Origin of the sequence: Actinacidiphila rubida, from assembly GCF_900110255.1 — a bacterium.
GTDB classification, from domain to species: domain Bacteria; phylum Actinomycetota; class Actinomycetes; order Streptomycetales; family Streptomycetaceae; genus Actinacidiphila; species Actinacidiphila rubida.
This window is the reverse complement of record NZ_FODD01000022.1, coordinates 53,792-70,373: the sequence shown is the minus strand read 5'-3', so window position 1 is coordinate 70,373 and position 16,582 is coordinate 53,792. Positions and strand designations below refer to the sequence as shown.

The following is a 16,582-nucleotide window of genomic DNA, read 5'->3' as shown; positions in this document are numbered from 1 at the left end:
CGGTCGGGTAACGACCGGTGTACATAATTGCGTCCCGGCCGCCCTCCCGGTACGGTAAGTACACAGGGCGGTGTACATAACGCCGCCGATCCCCGGTACACACGGCACCACCGACCCAAGGGAACGACCATGGGAAAGCTCGACGGCAAGGTCGCAGTCATCACCGGCGGCACCACCGGCATGGCACTGGCCGGCGCGAAGCTGTTCGTCGACGAGGGAGCGCACGTCTTCATCACCGGCCGCCGCCAGGACGCCCTGGACGAGGCCGTGAAGCAGATCGGCCGCAACGTCACCGGCGTCCAGGGCGATGCAGCCAACCTGGACGACCTGGACCGCCTGTACGACACCGTCAAGCGGGAGAAGGGAAGCCTCGACGTACTGTGGGCCAGCGCCGGCGGCGGCGAACCCGCCCCGCTCGGCGAGATCACCGAGGCCCAGTTCGACACATGGTTCGGGCTCAACGCCCGCGGCACCCTGTTCACCGTCCAAAAGGCCCTCCCGCTCCTCAACGACGGCGGCTCCATCCTCATGACCGGCTCCAACGCCTCCCTCGGCGCCTTCCCCGGCTGGAGCGTCTACGCCGGCAGCAAGGCGGTCCAGCAGGCCTGGGCCCGCATCTGGCTCAACGAACTCAAGGACCGCCGCATCCGCGTCAACGTCCTGACCCCCGGCCAGGTCGCCACCGCCAAGCAGGAAGAACTCTTCGACGAGGCCACCAAGCGCCAGTTCGAGTCCCTCATCCCCCGCGGCCAGATGGGCCACCCCGACGAAATCGCCAGCGTTGCCCTCTTCCTCGCCTCCGACGACTCCAGCTACGTCAACGGCATGGAACTCGTCGCCGACGGCGGCACCACCGCCCTCTGAACGAACAACACGCCACCAGGGCAGGACGTCTCATGAGCAGCATCAGCATCATCGGAACCGGGAACATGGCCCGCACCATCGGAGCACGGGCGACAGCGGGCGGCAACACCGTCGAGATCATGGGCCGCGATCGGTCCAAGGCCGCCGACCTGGCCAAGGCTCTCGGCGGCGGCGCCACGACCGGAGAATGGGGAACCACCCCGGCCGGGGACATCGTCATCGTGGCCCTGTCGTACGACGGTGTCGTGCCGGCCGTCGCCCACTACGGAGACGCACTCGCGGGCAAGGTCATCGTCGACATCAGCAATCCCTTCAACTCCACGTTCGACGGTCTGGCCCACCGTGAGGAGACCTCGATCGCGCAGGAAGCCGCCAAAGCGGCCCCGGCCGGCGCCAGCGTGGTGAAGGCGTTCAACACCGTCTTCCGCCATGTCCTGGAGAAGGGTCAGCCCGACGTCTTCATCGCCGGCGACGACCTGCAGGCCAAGGCGCGTGTGCGGGAGTTCATCGAGAGCCTCGGGCTGCGCCCGCTGGACGTCGGCGGCCTGAACATGGCGCACTGGCTGGAAGGAGCGGGCGTGGTCACGGTGGGCCTCGCCAACCACGGAGTGGGGAACTGGAACTTCGCCCTCGGCATCACCGAACTCCCCGTCTGAGCAAATGTTTGACGGAGGACCTGATCCGATCCGACAGCACCCCTGAACGACGCTGCCCCGAACTGGCACGATCCAGCCATGGGAAACATCTACGACTACTACGCGGCCACCGACGACACGCAAGCCCTCGCGCTGTTCAAAGAGGACAGCATGGTCGACCCATTCGGCACGCTCGGCCTCAAAGGGGCAGACCCCTACCTGATGCTCGCAACCGTCGAAGCCCACCTCACAGGAGCATCCGAGGAGCAAGTGAAAGCCGACCCCCGCTTCTGCGGACTGCTCAACGATCCCGACCCAGAAGGACCTTGGCTCGTCTCACTCACCGACACCCTTCGTGACGTCCTCGCAGCGGCCACCCCGGAGCGCCTGCTGGAAACCGCCACCGCATGGACCCACACGGAGGACGGGGGCGGGGAGGACCCAGGACTCATGGCGGGCTTCCTGGAACGCCTCGGCCAACTGGCCCGCGACGCCGGGCCGCGACGACGCCTGTACTGCGGCATGTCCCTGTAGGCAGCCGCGGACTGACCGGCAGCCCCTGCCGATCCAGCACTTCACCAGCGCGCCACCCAGGAGGGGTCGCTCGTGGCTCCGCAGGGAACCCGAGGATCTGATGTCCTGAGACGGGGATAGGATCCCCGTCCGGGCCGGCGCGGGTCACCGCGTGCGCCGGCCGGGTCCGGACAGTGTTCAGCGGGGCGGCAGCGAGGGCGATTCGTCGAATGACCGACAGAGCAAACGAGTCGCGCGACTCGAATCCGGCTCCCGACACCTACCCGGATCTGGCGGCCAACCCGATCGCGCGAGCATGGGGAAGAACCTTCCTGGTGGGTGCTGCCATCATTCTTGCGATCAGCAGCGCGATCATCGTCCGGCTTGCATCGGACAGCTGGCGCGCTGCGTTCATGCCTCTGTGTGTCATGCCCGTATACGGATGGGCGTATTTCCTCAACGCTCGAAGGATCGGCCTGGTCAGGGTTCTGGCGAGGCTCACACGCCTGCTGACCTGACCGTCAGGTCGCCGTTCGACGTCGACAGATCCAAGCGGTACTTCCCTGACGGGACGTTCTTGAACGCCACCGCCTCGTCGCCGTGGGTATCCGTGGTCGAGATCCGGTATTCGGCGGGTGGCGCCGTGACCGTGAGGCTGCCGCTGGACGTGCGGGCCCTGATGTTCTGCGGGGTGGCCGTGCGGATCGTCACCGCGCCGTTCGACGTCTGCGTGTCGATGCCACCGCCTCCGACATCCTTGACGTTGACGGCACCGTTGGACGTGCGCAGCTTCACGGGACCCGTCGCGCTGTTCACCGCGATCCTGCCGTTGCTCGTGTGCACGTCGACCGAGCCGACACCGGTCAGCGTGAGGCCGCCGTTGGACGTGCCTCCCGTCACCGGAAGACCGGCCGGCGCCTTGACGACATAGTCGACGCCGCAGTTCCTGCCGCAACCGGAGAGCACCAGGACGCCGTGCTCGACACTGAACGACGTGTGACTCGGCTTGTCACCGCGGTAGTTGACCTTCCGGTGCACGGAGACGGTGGAGGTGTCCGCCGAAGCCTCCACCGTCATCCCGCCGTTCCCGCTGTCGAGACGGATCGAGGTGACCTGCTGCGGCACCTTCGCGTCGTCCTCGAAGGTCTTCTGTTCAAAGGCCGAGCACGCGGACAGCCCACCGATGGTCAGGGCGGCCAAAGCCACTGCTGCAAGGACGTGTGTCTGTCGGCTTCGCATGAAGTTCCCCCGTGTGGAGCGAGTTGGACGGGTGTGTGCCCGTCCCCGCGACTCTAGGTAGCCACGGTCTCTCCCCGCGATGGGGGAAACCCCCCTATGCCAGCACCGGCTGGCCCTCCGGGCGACCGCGGTCGCCCGGCACCCGGCGGGCCCACTCGATCTGTCCCTGGCCGCCGGGCGGCCCACGGGAACGGCCCTGCCGCTCTCGTGCTGTTGGCCCTGCGCCGCGGCGAGTACGGCGAGGCGATCCACGGCCTGCACACAGCCCGGCCGACGGCCGCATTGCGGCGACGCCCCGCAGCCCGCGGCCTGAACTCGGCGGCATGCGCGGAGCGTTCAGTCACACCCGTGGTCGCCCGTGTGCCAGCGCCGCCCCCACCCCTCCAAGCCCCATGCTTGCCCATCAGGTGCCGGCATGGCACCGGCATGGGAGACGATCCGGACCTCGCCGCAACCTTCACCGGCGCGTCTTGGTCAAGAAGTGGACCGCAGCGGCGGTGCCTGCCGCGTCATCCCGGGCGGCTGGAGTAGGGGCGAGGGCTCGGGGCCGGGGTCATCGGTGTCGACGACTCCGGCGGCCGTGTGGTCGAAGTCGGTGGGCCAGCGGGTGTGCTCGCTGGCCAGGGCGCCGGTCAGGCGTGCTTCGACAAGGTTGGCGGTGCTCAGGTCGGTGCCGCGCAAGTCGGCCATGCGGAGGTCGGCGCGGTGGAAGACCGCGCCGTGGGCGTCGGCCTTGCGCAGGTTCGCCTCGCGCAGGTCGGTCTCGGTGAAGTCGGCGTCACGCAAGTCGGTCTCGACCAGCTTCGCAGCCCGTAGGTCGGCCAGGATGCAGCGAGCCCGACGGAGAACCGCAGTCGTGAGGTCGGCGTGCCGCAGGTTGACTGAGACCAGGGACGCCTGGGTGAGATCGGCGTGGTAGAGGCCCGCCGCCTCCATGCAAGCGCGGTCGAAGTTGACCTCGGGGAACCACAGTCCGTCGCAGTCGGCCCGGCGCAAGTCGGTGATGCTGAGATTGACCCAGGACTGCTCTCGGTGCTGGCACAGCACGCCGAGCGCGGTCAGCGCCACTTGGGCGTCGGCGGCGCGAGTCTCCAGGGGTGCGATGTCGTTGATGGGCACATCCGCCGCCGGTGATGCCGGCCCGGCGGGTGGCCAGGGCAGGTGTGTTCGCAGATACGCGGCCTGGATGGAGATGATGGCCTCCCGGTCGCGGGCGGACTGCTCCGCGATCCGCCACAGCGCGTGCAACCCGCCGATGCGCACATCCAGCTTGTCGCTGCCGAGCTGGTCGACGGCCCGGCTGAATCGGTCGGTGACGTAGCCCTCCTGGGTGGCGCGCAGACCGTCCTGACTCACCCGCAGTTGCCGCCAGGTGGCGTACGCGCCGAAGAGCACGACCAGCCCGCCGACCACCTGCAGAAGCGTCGTACGGACATCGTTCACCGCCTTCAGCCGATCCTGCGCGGTGACGCTCGCCCCGCCGAGATCGTGGTCGACCACCACCCCCGGCAGTACGACGAACACTATGCCCAGAATGGCCAGCCCCGCCCCGGCCAGCAAACCTACGGCTACACGACGCCTGACCAGCCCGTCGTGCCATGCCCGCCGCCCGCGGTCTGGTACCCCCATCTCCATGGGCATGAGAGCCTAGGCGCCGCTCAGAAGACGATCAAGAGTGGTGTGCCACTGGCCCGTGACATGAGAACGGCTGTATGGGTCGGGTGAGTTGTGAGGCTCACCTGGGCCCGTGCGGCCTGTTCCCATCCTGCCCTGTCCGACATCTCGCGCGCACACTGCGGCGAGTTGCTCGAAGAACTCGCGCCCCGGTGGCAGGCCGCGCGGGAGTCGGCGTTACACGAGCGGCGTGGCGGAGACCGGAGGCGGGCGGCCGGCGCCGGGCCCAGGCAGCGCCTGGTCTTCGTCGACCGGCTCCTGGTCACGCTGGTCCACCTGCGGCTTGGGATCGCGCACGCCGCGCCGGCCGAGCTGTGCGGGGTGGACCGCTCCACCGTCTCCGGAGCGATCCGCGAGGTCCGGCCGCTGCCGGCGCCCCGCGGTCTCGCCGTCCCCGACCGGCCGGGGGTGCGGCTGCAGACGATGGAGAACCTGCTCGCCTACGCCGACGCGGAGGGCGTCGATCTGCGCATCGACGGCGCCGAAGTGCAGGTCCGCCGCCCCCGCGCCCACCGCCCCGGCCGCAAGGCGTTCGTCTCCGGCAAGAAGAAGCAGAACACCATCAAGACCAGCGCATTCAGTGACCCGCAGGGTCGCGCCCTGTTCAGCGGCGTGGTCCGGCCGGGCCGCATGCACGACCAGAGCGCCGTGCGCACCGAGGGCATCGCCGAGCAGTTCCACCAGCACCCCGAGGTCAAGGCCGAGGCCGACGAGGGCTATCGGGGCCTGGCCGACGAATTCCCCGGCCAGGTCAGCGCCCCGGCGAAGAAGCCGAAGGACGACGGGCCGCCGGGCGAGCGCCACGCCAGGCGCGAGCAGCGACGCCGCCAGTCTTCCGCTCGTGGATGAGATTCCTCCGTGCGAATTCCGCCCGGGGCGATGAATCGGGGCGGTGCCACCGGTACGTATCGGTGAGCACCGAACCGAAGGGAACCCCCGCATGATCGTCAACGTCGTCGAATTGATCACCCTGGACGGGATCGTGTCCGACCCGGACGGGTCGCAAGGCACGCCGCTGGGCGGCTGGAGGTTCCGGTACGGCCGGAAGGAGGTCGGCACGGAGGACAGATTGCGCCTCGGCCCCGCGCTGGACGAGGGCGTGCTGCTGCTCGGGCGCGTCACCCGGCAGCTGTTCGCGCGGATAGGGCCCGGCCGCCAGGATCCCCGCGCCGCGCGCATGTGCGCCGCGGCGAAGCTGGTCGCCTCCCGAACACTGACCGACGCCGACGCCTCGGCCTGGGCCGACTCGAAGGTCCTGGACGACGACCTGGTCGACGCTGTCAGGCGCGAGCGGCGCGACGTGCTCGTCCACGGGAGCCTCCGGATCGCGGACCGGCCGAGGACCGCGGACCTGGTCGACGAGTATCGGCTGCTGACCTTTCCCACGGTCCCGGGAACCGGCCGCCGGCTGTTCCCCGCCCACGGCCGGCCGGCGGACTTGGAACTGCTGGATGTCGCCCACGTCGGTCCCGTCGTCCTCACCCGGTACGGGAGGGCTGCCCGATGACGGTACGCTTCGTCGCTCTGTACGGGACGCCCACGAACCCCGAACGGTTCGAGCAGCACTACCGCGAGGTCCACATCCCGCTCGCGCGACGCCTGCCGGGGCTTCGCCGGTATACGGTCGGCCGGGACCTGGCCGCCGCTGGCGGCCACTGCCCGTACTACATGGTCGCCGAGCTGGACTGGGACACGATGGACGAGTTGCGCGCCGCGTTCGCGTACGTGGGGAATTCCACCTGGCCGCTGTCATCTGAGTTCTCCCAGGGCACCGGGGAGTTGGGCAGGAGGTCCGAGAGTCGCGAACTCGGGGGGAACCACGGTGGGACGATCCTGTCGTGGCTGGTGTGATCACGGCGTCGGAGACGTCCTGGACAGTCCCGTTCGCTGGGCTGAGCCCTCCACGTGCTGCTAATCCGCTGTGAGGACCTCTGACGACTGCAGCGAGTCGATTTTCGCCCGGATGTCCGCGACCCGCGTCACACGGAGCGAGGTGAAGAGCTCGGCGGCCTCGGTCCAGGTCGCGCGGGCCTGCTCGACGTCCCCGCGTTCCAGCAGGGCGGACGCAAGGTGGTCGAGCACGTCGCCGCGATTGAAGTCGAGCTGGATCTCCTCGCAGATCTCCAGGGACGTGCGGTAGTTCGCGATCGCGGTGTCGAGGTCGCCCAGGCGCTGCCGGGCGTACCCGAGGGTGTCCCAGGCCCCTGCCTCCGGGCCGCGGTCCCCGAGGTCCCGCAGGATCGGGACGGCCTCCTCGCACATCGCCACGGCCTCCTCGTGCTCGCCGAGCTGCGCCAGGAACCAGGCGGTGGCGCTGAGCCCGCGGGCGACCTCGGCGGGCTGTCCCAGCGCGCGGGCGATGGCGAGCGAGTTCCGCGCGTGCTGCAGGGCCTCCGCGGGGCGACCTTGCCGGTCACGCACGATGCAGGCGCTCTCCTCGATACCGGCCTGCCGTTCCGGAGGGAGCCGGTGCAGGTGAGCGAGCATCAGGTCGACCACTTCGTCAGCCTCATCCGTGGGGCCCGGTCCGCCGGCCAGCGTCAACGCTCGTGCCAACTCGTAGCAGACGCTGGTGATGGATTCCGGGTCGTCCAGGGCGAGTGCCGCGTCGAGTGCGAGGCGCTGCCCGGCGATCTCCTCCGCCCAGCGGCCCGCCATTCTGTTGTACCGCGTCCACTCCAGGGCCAGGTCGACGCGGCGGCGCAGCAGCTGCGGGCCCTCCAGGGAACGCAGCGCGGCGGCCGCTGTCGCCTCCTCCTGGCGGTACCACTCCAGGGCGTCGTCGCGGTTGTCGATCGCGACGGACACCACCCCCGGCACGGGGACGTCCGGCAGCCCGGACGGGTAGTCCCACACGAAGCGGTTGCCGGCGTGGGCGTTGTGCCGCAGGTAGTCCAGCAGCCGCATCTCGGCGCCCACGCGGTCGTCGCCCTCCCGCTCCGTGAGCTCGGTGGCGTAGGCGCGGACGAGGTCGTGCAGCACGTAGCGGCCGTCGGCGTCGCGGGACAGCAGGCTGGTCGAGGTCAGCTCGCGCAGGTGGCGCCGCGCGGTGGCCATCGCCACGTCCGCCAGGCAGGCGGTGGCCTCGGCGGACAGCGCGGGGCCGGGGTGGGCGCTCAGATACCGGAAGAACCGCTGGGTCTCCGGCGTGAGCGCGCGGTACGACCAGGAGAAGACGGCACGCACGTCGACCCGCCGGTCCCCGGCCGCCAGCGCGTCCAGCCGCGGTCGGGACGCGCGCAGCTCGCGCAGGCCGACCCGCAGCGGCATCCCCGGCGTGGTGGTGAGCTGCGCGCCGACGATGGCCACCGCGAGCGGCAGGTGGCCGCACAGCTCGACGAGTTCGGCGGCCGCCTCGGGCTCCGCCGCGCACCGCTGCTCGCCGACTCGGGCCGCCAGGCCGGCCAGGGCCTCGGCCGGCGTCCAGGTGTCCAGGCCGATCAGTGAGGCGCCCTCGGTGGCGGCCAGCCCGGAGAGCTGGTTGCGGGAGGTGACGAGGGTCAGGCAGCCGACGGACGCCGGCAGCAGCGGCCGGACCTGCTCGGCGTCGCGCGCGTTGTCCAGCACCACGACCAGCCGGCGGAAGGCGGTGTGCTCCCGGAACAGCGCGCCGCGCTGGTCCGTGTGCCGGGGGATGTCGCTGCTGGGCACCCCCAGCGCCGTCAGGAAACCGCCGAGCGCCTCGCCCGGGTCCAGCGGCTCGCCCGAGTCCTCGAATCCGCGCAGGTTGACGTACAGCTGGCCGTCAGGGAAGCGGTCGGCCACCTGGTGCGCCCAGTGCACGGCCAGCGCGGTCTTGCCGACCCCCGCCATGCCCCCGATCACGCACACCACGACCTGCCCGGCCACCAGTGAGCTGAAAGCCCGCGCGGACGCCAGCGCCCGCTCGCGGCCGCGGAAGACCGCCAGGTCGGGCGGCAGTTGCTGCGGGGCGCGCACTGTACGCCGGGCGGACGCCTGCACCACCCGCCGCCGCTCGTCCTCGCCGAGTTCCAGGGCGTCCAGCAACTCGTTCAGCGTCGACTGGCGCGGCATCCGCTTGCCGCGCTCCATGTCGCTGATCGCCCGTACGCTCACCCCGGACGCCTCGGCCAGGCCCTCCAGCGTCAGCAGCGAACGCTGCCGCGCCTCGCGCAGCAGCGGGCCGAGCGTGCTGCGCTCCACTCCCACTCCCATCCCGTTCCCGCATCGGTGCCGCGGTCCGGCGTGCCGGCCCGGCGTCCTTGCTCAAGACGGACGGGTCACGCATGAACGCCTCGAACGTAGCATTCTGCAGGTGAAGCGCTCCAACTGTGTCTCACAAGCTGATCAGGGCGTTTCTCGGCGGGGTCGAGAGCGTCGGTGGCGCAGCGCCTGCTATCGCAGGGTTCCTCCATGTCCTTCGTCAAGCTGGCTTTGAGGGCCCGACGTTGGATGTGGACGGCGACAAGCGGGCCGCCTCTTCGCCGCCCGGTGGCGAGATGCGCCCGATGCTGAGTTGCAGGAGTTGGTAGCGCAGGCGCTGGGATATGCCCACTTCCGGAATTCCGATTGGGGCGTACCTTCTCTGTTCGAAAGCGAGGCATTGATGACCCGCGCCAGTACACTGCGGACGCGCCGCATTCGGGGCCAGGCCCCCGTAGCCGTGGTCGGGCCGACGAGCCAGGGGTTGGGGTCGTCGCGCGGCCCGACGTAGGGCTCTGCGCCGAGGGGCTGGCCGCCCTCGTGGGCCCGGGTGCGTTCGGCTTCCGTGCTGTACTCCAGGCCAAGGAGCAGGGCGATGCTGGAGATCCACAGCCTTGAACGCCGAGGTGTCGTTCTCGCGGTACAGCTTGGTGAAGGGGTCCCAGCCCAGGCGGGCGCGGGTGTCCTCCGCGTCCTGCTGCTGGCTATCCACGCCCGGCTCCAGACCGGGATCCCTTGCCAGGGGCCGCGACGCGGGTGGGGATACTGCGCCCTATGCGCATCGATTTCGACCCTGAGCAGATGGATCGCCGCGCGTTCTACAAGCTGCTGACCTCGGTCGTCGTGCCCCGGCCGATCGCGTGGGTGTCCACGACCAGCCGAGACCACTGTTGTGACAACCTCTCCCCAGCGACGTTCGGCGGACAGCGGTACCGGTGATCGCGAATGCAGCTCCGGCCCGGCCCTTGTTCCAAAGCGTCGTCGGTTCCTCGCCGGACCACGCGTGATCAGGCGGATCTGTCAGTTGGTGAGGGCTTGGCGGAGTGTCTCGCGGCAGTCGCTGACGTCGTCGACGCCCTCAGCAATGAGCCAACGTCGGTCTGCTCGGCAGCCGGGCATTCTTCACCGTCCTGGTCAGTCACGTTCGCTGCCCTTTCGGCGGCAATCAGAGGTTCGTCGCAATAGCAGCGTGTACGGAGTGGACGGCGCTCGCTCCCTCTCCAACAGCGGCGGCCACTCTGCGTGATTCGCTGGAGCCGTTCGCCTCCGTGCAGTTCGGTCACCTCAGTGGAAGGGCGGACGGTCACGCGCGGATCAGCGCGAAGTCGGTCGATGAGATAGGACGACATGCCTGCCGTGACGTCGCTGCCCCGGACGGCCAACGTGACGTCGCAACCACATGAGGCCAGGAACAAGGCCGCCTGCCCGGCGGAGTTGGCGCCACCGACGACGGTGATGGCCTGGCCGGAGCACAACTGGGCTCTCCATCACGACTGACCTCGCTTTATGGATTGGCAACCCCCTGAGTAAGCTCGAGGCGGGCTTTTTTTCATCAGAGTTGAACCTTCTGACGAAAAGATCATCTTCACGCCTGCCGCCTGGCCAGGGCGGGACAACTCGAATATATTCCTCGACAGGCGTATCGCCTCCCGGGACCCTGAGTACTCGCAGCAGGTCGTTCGCATCTGCCTGACTCTCGTGTGGTCTGGATGAAACGTCAGGCCATTCGGGGGGTAGGTGACGACGACATCGGGCTCGTACTGACCCATGAGTACTTCGAGTCGGCGGATGACGGGTTCGCCGGGGCGACTGCTGAACACGTCTGAATCGGCGGCGGACGGGGACGTGCCGGAGTCCGGGTAACCCAGTTCGACGCGATCGGTGATGCCCAAGGCGGCCCTCGCTCGGCCGAGTTCGCGGGAGCGTCTGGCGGCAATCTGGGCGGCTCGATCAGCACGGGGGACGCCGGGAGCATCGTCAGGGCCGTGACCCCGGCTGCCGTCCGTGCAGACCACGACCACGGTACGGGCCCCGGAGGCTGCACATCGGGCGAGGGTGCCACCGGTCTGGCTTGCCTGGTGGTTGCTGGATCCGGGTAGGCCGGGCGTGTGCTGCGGTTCGCTCGGGCCGGTCCCCATTACGTTGACGGTAGGCGCGTGAGACCTGGAACAGCAGCGGGGTCGGCAATGATCAATGGAATCCCGGCGCACCCGCTGTGGGTGCACGCTGTGGTGGTGCTGGTCCCGCTGTCGGCACTGGTGCTCCTGCTGTGCGCGGCATGGCCCGCCGTGATGCGCAGGGCCGGGGTCGCGCTGCCGCTGCTGGCTCTGGCCGCGCTGGTGTCCGTGCCCTTGGCGACGCAGGCTGGTGAGTGGCTGCAGGAGCAGGTGCCGGAGACCGCGGCGGTGGAGCGTCATACGGAGATGGGGGACGGACTGCTGCCCTGGAGCATCGGCATCTTCGTCGTCTCGATGGTGCTGTGGGTGGCGCACCGCGGGCTGTTTCGCCGATTGGTCCCGAACCATGCCGACCGGGCCGGCACGTGGATGGATCACGTCGCCTCGAAGGCGACGGCATTGCGTGCGGTGTCAGTGGTGCTGGCCCTGGTGGTGGGGGCGGGGGCAGTGGTGCAGGTGTACCGGATCGGCGATTCCGGAGCCAAAGCGGTCTGGCAAGGGCGGTGAACCGGGCGTTTGCCCCGGCCCTGCTGGGACCCACCAGGACAGCGCTGAGGGGCCATGACGGCCACCGGCCCTGCCGCGCGGGCCGGGGCGCTGGCCGAATGGCTCCGTGCGGCCGCAAAGCCGCGATGACTGCGCCTGCTCCGGTCGCGGCGGGCGGCGTCACGGCAGCACCGGAATCGACCTTGTCTCCGCCTCAGCACCCGCTCGAGACAAACAGATATAAAATACCGGATGTAGGGCATTTCCTAAGAGTGTAAAGACGGCTCCAACCAGCGGGAACCCGCTCCCCGGAGGTGGCCGATGCGTGATTGGACGGCCTGGACCACTCAGGGCATCCTCAGCGGGACCGGCGGGGTCGACACCGTGGAGATCGGCCCTGTCCATGGCGACCTCACCCTCCACACGACCTGGGTCGACGGCCAGGCGGTACTTTCCGTGCAGTACACAGGTGCCACCGACTGGTTCACCGTCACGGGCAGCCCCGTCTCCGCCGCGACCGAGCGGCAGGCCCGCGACATCCACCAGCGCATGGTGGAGGCCGCACAGTCCGGCGGTTCCGCCACCGCGCCCCACATGGGGGAGACAACCTGATCCGTCCCCGCCCGGTCGACAGCGCCGACGACACAGACTTCGACGTTCGCGGCGCCCTCGTCCTGGTGCAGGGCCAACCCCGTCGGCACGTAGTCCGTCCCGTTGACGGCGCCCTTGGAGGGGCGACCAGGGCCGGATTCTCCCTGTTCGGTGGGCGCTGCGCGGCGCGGCTGCCCTGTTCAGGTGAGCTGGCGTGTCGGCGGCCGGCATTCATGGGCCGTCGGCTGATGCTGGCCGGATGAGCACTGCCATCGCCGTCGTGGCCGCGCTGCTCTCCGCGATGTGCTTCGGCGTTGCGTCGGTGGCTCAGCAGTACGCGGCCAGCAGGGCGCCCGTTGGCGAGTCTCTGCGGCCCGCCCTGATTCTCCATCTGGCTCGCCAGCCGTTGTGGCTGGCCGGGATGGGTCTGACGGTCTTCTCCTTCGTGATGCAGGGTGCTGCTCTCGCTTTCGGCCCCCTGGTGCTGGTGCAACCCGTCGCCGCCACCGATCTCGTCTTCGCCCTGCCGCTCCTGGCCTGGCGACGCCAGGAGCGCCTGACCGTCGCCGAGTGGATCGGGATCGTCTGCACGGCGGGCGGGGTAGCGGCGTTCCTTGCCGTGCTCCCACCAGGGTCCGCGGGTACACCGGTCCCCGCGCTGGAGTCCTGGCTGCCGGCGTTCCTGTGCGTCGGCGGGCTGGTCGGCGTGCTGGCGGCGGTCGGCCTCCGTACGGGCGGCAAAGTCCGGAGTGCTCTGTACGCGATGAGCGCCGCCGCGCTCTTCTCCCTGCTGGACAGCCTGACCAAGAGCACCACCGGCAGGATCCGCGCGGTCGGCGTCAACGTCTTGGGGCACTGGGAGCCGTACGCGATGGTCGGGGTCGGCATCGCGGCGCTGGTGCTTTCGCAAAGTTCCTTTCAGGCGGGATCCCTGGCGGTCAGCCTCCCCATCATCGACACGGTCGAGCCCATCGGTGCCGTGCTGATCGGCGTCGCGGTGTTCGACGAGCGCCTCGCCGCCTCGCCACCGGCTGTCCTCACTCAAGCCGTCGCGGCCGGCGTCGCGGTACTGGGGATCGTGGTTCTGGCCCTGTCGCCCCTGGCCCGGACGCCCTGAGGCAGCGTCACGCAGTGGCAGGCATCGCCCCTGGACACACTCCCTGGGCAAGGGCAGAGCGACGGCCTTCGCCTGGCGGCCGCGGTGCATCACGCGTTCGGCGTACGGCGGTCGCCACGCTGCCGGAGCCGGGCTGCTGTAGCTTCGCAGGGGCGGGCCGGTACGCACGGGAGGCCGGAATGCTCTGGACCACTGGCGACGGGGCACGCAGAGGCCACCGCCTCGGACAGAACGGAGCCCGTGGGACACGGCCGAAGCGGGAAGCCTCGCATCGCCTACGGCCGGTACGACGGATGCGGATCGCGAGTCGTGACTGACAGGTCGCCGTCTTCGCCGTCTTCGCCGTCCGACGGCCGGACCGGGCCCGGGCTCACGCGCTCAGAGGCCGCTAGGAGACTGTCCGAGTACGGGCCGAACCAGGTCGGCAGCGTGCGACGGACCCCAGTGTGGTCCCGCACCGCGGCGCAGCTGCGTGATCCACTGATCCTCGTCCTCCTCGCGGCACTGGTTCTCACCGTGGCCATCGGCGACCACCCGGACGCGGTCGTGATCGGCTTCGTCGTGGTGGTCAACACGGCGGTCGGTGTCACGCAGGAAGTGCGGGCGGACCAGGCGGTTGAGGCGCTGACGGCCATCTCCGCTCCGGGCGCCCGCGTCCGGCGGGACGGTGCCGAGCAGCAGGTGCCGGCCAAGACGGTCGTACCCGGCGATGTGGTGCTCCTCGGAGAGGGGGACATCGTTCCCGCGGACGCCACACTGCTGGAGTCCTCTGCCTTGCTCGTCGACGAGTCGGCCGTGACCGGAGAGTCGGTGCCCGTGGAGAAGTCGGCGAAGGGAGCGGGGGAAGGGGGCCAGGACCGGCAATTGCGCGCCGGAACGGTCACCGTCCACGGCCGCGCGGTAGCCGAGGTCACGGCGACCGGCGCGTCGAGCACCCTGGGACAGATCGCCGCCCTGCTCGAATCGAAGGTCGAGCCCACCCCGCTGCAACGCCACCTGGCCGGGCTGGGCCGCGTCCTGGCACTGGTCACCATCGGCTTGTGCCTGGTGGTCCTGCTTCTCGGCCTGGCCAGGGGCCAGAGTCTGGAGGTCATGGCGGTGACCGCGGTCAGCCTTGCCGTGGCAGCCGTTCCTGAGTCGCTGCCGGCCGTCGTGACGCTCAGCCTGGCCCTGGGCGCGGGACGCATGGCCGCGCGCCATGCCATCGTGCGCCGGTTGTCGGCAGTGGAGACGCTCGGCTCGGTGACGATGCTGGCCACCGACAAGACGGGCACTCTGACCGAAGGCGTGATGGTCGTCGAGGAGGTGTGGACCCCTTACGGCCGGGCTGCGATCACCGGTACGGGTTACGGCCCCGAAGGAGAAGTGCGCCTGCACCAGGGAGTTCACGAGGCCCAAGCCGGAGAGGCGGTGCGAGCCGTCCTGGTGGCCGCGGCCCTGTGCAATGACGCCACACTTGAGGCGCCGACCGAACCGGGTGGTGCCTGGGCGGCGCTCGGGGACCCGACCGAGGCAGCCCTTCTGACGGCCGCCGGCAAAGCGGGGATCGACCTCGGGCGACTCGTTCACGAGTTCCCCCGGATCGGCGAGATGCCGTTCGACAGCGCGCGTCGCAGGATGAGTACGTTCCACCGCACACCTGCGGGGGACGTTCAGATCGCCCTCAAGGGGGCGCCCGAGGCCGTGCTGCGCCCCGGTGTCGTGGCGGCGACGCCGCAGTCGCTGGCCGTGGCCCGCGATGAAGCCGCGCGCCTCGCGGAGGGCGGCTACCGAGTGCTGGCGGTTGCCGCGGCGACACGAGCGCAGCCGCCCGCCGATCCGCCGGCCGCCGAGGCGGGACTGGCCCTGCTGGGTCTGGTGGCCATGAGCGATCCGCCCAAATCATCCGCTGCCGTCACCTTGGCGGCCTGCCGCAGGGCCGGCATCACGACCGTCCTGATCACCGGTGACCATCCCGCGACCGCCGCCGCGATCGCGCGTCGCCTCGGCCTGCTCCCCGAACTGGAGCAGGGCGCCCCCCGCCTGCGCACGGCCGGCTCCGGCGACGTGGAGGACCTCACCGACGGGAACGTCGTCACGGGCGGACAACTCGAGGCCGGCGAGATCGCGGACCTGACCCGAGTGCGGGTCTTCGCCCGCACCAGCCCGGCGCAGAAGTTGGAAATCGTCCAGGCATGGCGGGCCGAGGGCGGCGTCACGGCCATGACGGGCGACGGGGTCAACGACGGTCCCGCCTTGCGTCAGGCCGACATCGGGGTGGCCATGGGGCACCGGGGCACGGAGGTCGCGCGGCAGGCTGCCGACCTGGTCCTGGCCGATGACGACGTGGCAACGGTGATGACTGCCGTGAAGGAGGGACGGCGCATCTACGACAACATCCGCCGCTTCCTCCTCTACGGACTGTCAGGAGGCGCGGCGGAGATCGCCGTCATGCTGCTGGGGCCGCTGATGGGCCTGGCCCTGCCACTGCGCGCCGGACAGATCCTGTGGATCAACCTTCTGACCCACGGACTGACGGGTGTCGCGATGGGTGCGGAGCCGGCTTCGCTCGGCGCCATGGAACGCCCGCCGCGCCCTCCGCAGCAGCACGTACTCGGTGGCGGTCTGTGGAACCGGGTCCTGGCCTTCGGCGCTCTGATCACCGCGATGAGTCTGGCAGCGGGGGTCTGGGCCGAGCGACAAGGCGGCCTTCCCTGGCAGAGCATGCTGTTCCTGACCTTGTTGACCGCGCAGCTCGGGCTGTGCTTCGGCCTCCGCGAACAGTGGCGCACCAGGGAGAATCCCTTCCTTCCCGTCGCTGTGGCCGTCTCGGCCGCCCTGGGGGTCGCCGCACTCTACGTGCCGGCGCTCCGCACACTTCTCGAGACCGAGCCTCTCAACGGCTACGAACTGCTGCCGGCAGCAGTCGCCTTCGCGGTGGGACTGGCAGCAGGGCACCGGAGTCTGCGGGGCAGCCAGGGCACAGGGGGTTGAGCGCACAAAGTGGCGGGCGTGCCGCCTCGGCATTCCGTCCGTCGGCATCCTGGCCACAGGAGGTGCCTGAAGACGCTCAACGCTGGCGCGCCGGACGCAGCGGGGTCAGGCTGATATCGATCGGAAGAGGTTCGGACTCATGCCGGAGG

The 16,582-nt window shown here is 70.0% G+C and carries 17 protein-coding genes and 1 pseudogene; 13 read left to right on the top strand and 5 right to left on the bottom strand.

Annotated elements, in window-relative coordinates; translation table 11 throughout:
* The first annotated feature begins 129 nt into the window (after positions 1-129).
* The 4 genes from BMW99_RS22170 to BMW99_RS40795 all read left to right on the top strand — a co-directional run bounded on the left by BMW99_RS22170 (position 130) and on the right by BMW99_RS40795 (position 2,530).
* Positions 130-864, top strand: a complete 735-nt coding sequence (locus BMW99_RS22170) for an SDR family NAD(P)-dependent oxidoreductase (RefSeq protein ID WP_069461832.1) — start codon at positions 130-132, stop codon at positions 862-864.
* A 32-nt stretch (positions 865-896) separates the two neighbouring features.
* On the top strand, positions 897-1,520 hold the full coding sequence (locus tag BMW99_RS22165; protein ID WP_069461833.1) for an NADPH-dependent F420 reductase: 624 nt from the start codon (positions 897-899) through the stop codon (positions 1,518-1,520).
* 78 nt (positions 1,521-1,598) lie between these two features.
* Entirely contained in the window at positions 1,599-2,033 is a 435-nt protein-coding gene (locus tag BMW99_RS22160; protein WP_069461834.1) for a hypothetical protein, read from the top strand.
* A 209-nt stretch (positions 2,034-2,242) separates the two neighbouring features.
* A complete protein-coding gene (locus BMW99_RS40795; RefSeq protein ID WP_141725977.1) occupies positions 2,243-2,530 on the top strand; it encodes a hypothetical protein in 288 nt (95 codons plus the stop codon).
* Here the strand turns inward: BMW99_RS40795 and BMW99_RS22155 are convergent.
* Together BMW99_RS22155 and BMW99_RS22150 are read right to left on the bottom strand one after the other, a co-directional pair.
* Complete coding sequence (locus BMW99_RS22155) at positions 2,511-3,212, bottom strand: DUF4097 family beta strand repeat-containing protein (RefSeq protein WP_176735371.1); 702 nt, start codon at positions 3,210-3,212, stop codon at positions 2,511-2,513. The genes BMW99_RS40795 and BMW99_RS22155 overlap by 20 nt on opposite strands.
* A 513-nt stretch (positions 3,213-3,725) precedes the next feature.
* On the bottom strand, positions 3,726-4,886 hold the full coding sequence (locus tag BMW99_RS22150) for a pentapeptide repeat-containing protein (RefSeq protein WP_245791580.1): 1,161 nt from the start codon (positions 4,884-4,886) through the stop codon (positions 3,726-3,728).
* Between the two features lie 168 nt (positions 4,887-5,054).
* On the opposite strand from BMW99_RS22150, the gene BMW99_RS22140 reads away from it, so the two are divergent.
* From BMW99_RS22140 to BMW99_RS22130, 3 genes are all read left to right on the top strand, one after another.
* Positions 5,055-5,774, top strand: coding sequence for a transposase family protein (locus BMW99_RS22140; RefSeq protein ID WP_218108372.1), 720 nt, complete (start codon positions 5,055-5,057; stop codon positions 5,772-5,774).
* Between the two features lie 91 nt (positions 5,775-5,865).
* Positions 5,866-6,432 (top strand): dihydrofolate reductase family protein, encoded by a 567-nt coding sequence (locus BMW99_RS22135; RefSeq protein WP_069461838.1) that lies wholly within the window; start codon positions 5,866-5,868, stop codon positions 6,430-6,432.
* Positions 6,429-6,776, top strand: a complete 348-nt coding sequence (locus BMW99_RS22130) for an EthD family reductase (protein WP_069461839.1) — start codon at positions 6,429-6,431, stop codon at positions 6,774-6,776. Before BMW99_RS22135 ends, BMW99_RS22130 begins: the two co-directional genes overlap by 4 nt.
* Before the next feature lie 60 nt (positions 6,777-6,836).
* Here BMW99_RS22130 and BMW99_RS22125 read toward each other — a convergent pair whose 3' ends face one another.
* On the bottom strand, positions 6,837-9,089 hold the full coding sequence (locus BMW99_RS22125; protein WP_075017406.1) for an ATP-binding protein: 2,253 nt from the start codon (positions 9,087-9,089) through the stop codon (positions 6,837-6,839).
* 774 nt (positions 9,090-9,863) lie between these two features.
* Between BMW99_RS22125 and BMW99_RS40170 the strand changes: the two are divergent.
* Positions 9,864-10,007, top strand: a pseudogene (locus BMW99_RS40170) (flavin reductase family protein); the annotation flags it as partial.
* An 89-nt stretch (positions 10,008-10,096) separates the two neighbouring features.
* Here the strand turns inward: BMW99_RS40170 and BMW99_RS43110 are convergent.
* Positions 10,097-10,504, bottom strand: coding sequence for a hypothetical protein (locus BMW99_RS43110; RefSeq protein ID WP_407640311.1), 408 nt, complete (start codon positions 10,502-10,504; stop codon positions 10,097-10,099).
* Between BMW99_RS43110 and BMW99_RS42200 the strand changes: the two genes are divergently transcribed.
* Positions 10,437-10,586, top strand: coding sequence for a hypothetical protein (locus tag BMW99_RS42200; RefSeq protein ID WP_245791579.1), 150 nt, complete (start codon positions 10,437-10,439; stop codon positions 10,584-10,586). The genes BMW99_RS43110 and BMW99_RS42200 overlap by 68 nt on opposite strands.
* On the opposite strand, the gene BMW99_RS43105 is transcribed toward BMW99_RS42200, so the two are convergent.
* Complete coding sequence (locus tag BMW99_RS43105; protein ID WP_075017404.1) at positions 10,577-11,227, bottom strand: PIG-L deacetylase family protein; 651 nt, start codon at positions 11,225-11,227, stop codon at positions 10,577-10,579. The genes BMW99_RS42200 and BMW99_RS43105 overlap by 10 nt on opposite strands.
* A 48-nt stretch (positions 11,228-11,275) precedes the next feature.
* On the opposite strand from BMW99_RS43105, the gene BMW99_RS22110 reads away from it, so the two are divergent.
* From BMW99_RS22110 to BMW99_RS22095, 4 genes are all read left to right on the top strand, one after another.
* The gene (locus tag BMW99_RS22110; protein WP_069466397.1) at positions 11,276-11,773 is read left to right on the top strand and encodes a DUF2231 domain-containing protein; all 498 of its coding nucleotides are present in this window, start codon (positions 11,276-11,278) and stop codon (positions 11,771-11,773) included.
* Positions 11,774-12,073: 300 nt separating this feature from the next.
* The gene (locus BMW99_RS22105; RefSeq protein ID WP_069466396.1) at positions 12,074-12,364 is read left to right on the top strand and encodes a hypothetical protein; all 291 of its coding nucleotides are present in this window, start codon (positions 12,074-12,076) and stop codon (positions 12,362-12,364) included.
* 238 nt (positions 12,365-12,602) lie between these two features.
* Complete coding sequence (locus BMW99_RS22100; RefSeq protein ID WP_069466395.1) at positions 12,603-13,460, top strand: DMT family transporter; 858 nt, start codon at positions 12,603-12,605, stop codon at positions 13,458-13,460.
* A 309-nt stretch (positions 13,461-13,769) separates the two neighbouring features.
* On the top strand, positions 13,770-16,433 hold the full coding sequence (locus tag BMW99_RS22095; protein ID WP_069466394.1) for a cation-translocating P-type ATPase: 2,664 nt from the start codon (positions 13,770-13,772) through the stop codon (positions 16,431-16,433).
* Positions 16,434-16,582 lie beyond the last annotated feature (149 nt).